The sequence below is a fragment of the Escherichia sp. AM3 genome (assembly GCF_032029835.1).
GTDB lineage: Bacteria > Pseudomonadota > Gammaproteobacteria > Enterobacterales > Enterobacteriaceae > Escherichia > Escherichia coli.
In genome coordinates, this window is the sequence record NZ_JAVUPQ010000267.1 from 1 (window position 1) to 1,646 (window position 1,646).

Genomic DNA, 1,646 nt, shown 5'->3' on the forward strand with positions numbered 1-1,646 from the left:
TCTTTGCTTTTCTGTATACCTTTATACCTGTTATACCAGATCAAAAAACAAGCAATCCACATAACAAAACGCGTTTTGTTACTGATGTCACAAATTGAGCATATTTTTGTAGCTGATAGTTTGTTACAAACACCAGAACCAAGATTAATGCCGATCAGTTAAGGATCAGTTGACCGATCCAGTGGCTGTGTAAGAATCCGGAAACGCTCACTTGTTTCCGGATTTTTTTATGCACATTGGACAGGCTCTTGATCTGGTATCCCGTTACGATTCTCTGCGTAACCCACTGACTTCTCTGGGGGATTACCTCGACCCCGAACTCATCTCTCGTTGCCTTGCCGAATCAGGTACTGTAACGCTACGCAAGCGCCGTCTTCCCCTCGAAATGATGGTCTGGTGTATTGTTGGCATGGCGCTTGAGCGTAAAGAACCTCTTCACCAGATTGTGAATCGCCTGGACATCATGCTGCCGGGCAATCGCCCCTTCGTTGCCCCCAGTGCCGTTATTCAGGCCCGCCAGCGCCTGGGAAGTGAGGCTGTCCGCCGCGTGTTCACGAAAACAGCGCAGCTCTGGCATAACGCCACGCCGCATCCGCACTGGTGCGGCCTGACCCTGCTGGCCATCGATGGTGTGTTCTGGCGCACACCGGATACACCAGAGAACGATGCAGCCTTCCCCCGCCAGACACATGCCGGGAACCCGGCGCTCTACCCGCAGGTCAAAATGGTCTGCCAGATGGAACTGACCAGCCATCTGCTGACGGCTGCAGCCTTCGGCACGATGAAGAACAGCGAAAATGAGCTTGCTGAGCAACTTATAGAACAAACCGGCGATAACACTCTGACGTTAATGGATAAAGGTTATTACTCACTGGGACTGTTAAATGCCTGGAGCCTGGCGGGAGAACACCGCCACTGGATGATACCTCTCAGAAAGGGAGCGCAATATGAAGAGATCAGAAAACTGGGTAAAGGCGATCATCTGGTGAAGCTGAAAACCAGCCCGCAGGCACGAAAAAAGTGGCCGGGACTGGGAAATGAAGTGACTGCCCGCCTGCTGACCGTGACGCGCAAAGGAAAAGTCTGCCATCTGCTGACGTCGATGACGGACGCCATGCGCTTCCCCGGAGGAGAAATGGGGGATCTGTACAGTCATCGCTGGGAAATCGAACTGGGATACAGGGAGATAAAACAGACGATGCAACGGAGCAGGCTGACGCTGAGAAGTAAAAAGCCGGAGCTTGTGGAGCAAGAGCTGTGGGGTGTCTTACTGGCTTATAATCTGGTGAGATATCAGATGATTAAAATGGCGGAACATCTGAAAGGTTACTGGCCGAATCAACTGAGTTTCTCAGAATCATGCGGAATGGTGATGAGAATGCTGATGACATTGCAGGGCGCTTCACCGGGACGTATACCGGAGCTGATGCGCGATCTTGCAAGTATGGGACAACTTGTGAAATTACCGACAAGAAGGGAAAGGGCCTTCCCGAGAGTGGTAAAGGAGAGGCCCTGGAAATACCCCACAGCCCCGAAAAAGAGCCAGTCAGTTGCTTAACTGACTGGCATTACAGAACCAAGATGCCTATTTCGTTTCAGCATCAACTGTTAAATTATCTGGTTGCCAACGAGAATACTGAGCTTTT

At 51.0% G+C, this 1,646-nt stretch carries 1 protein-coding gene; it reads left to right on the forward strand.

The window, feature by feature from the left end:
• Window positions 1–211 precede the first annotated feature (211 nt).
• Entirely contained in the window at window positions 212–1,558 is a 1,347-nt protein-coding gene (locus RTW80_RS24915) for an IS4-like element IS4 family transposase (RefSeq protein ID WP_000483767.1), read from the forward strand.
• Window positions 1,559–1,646 lie beyond the last annotated feature (88 nt).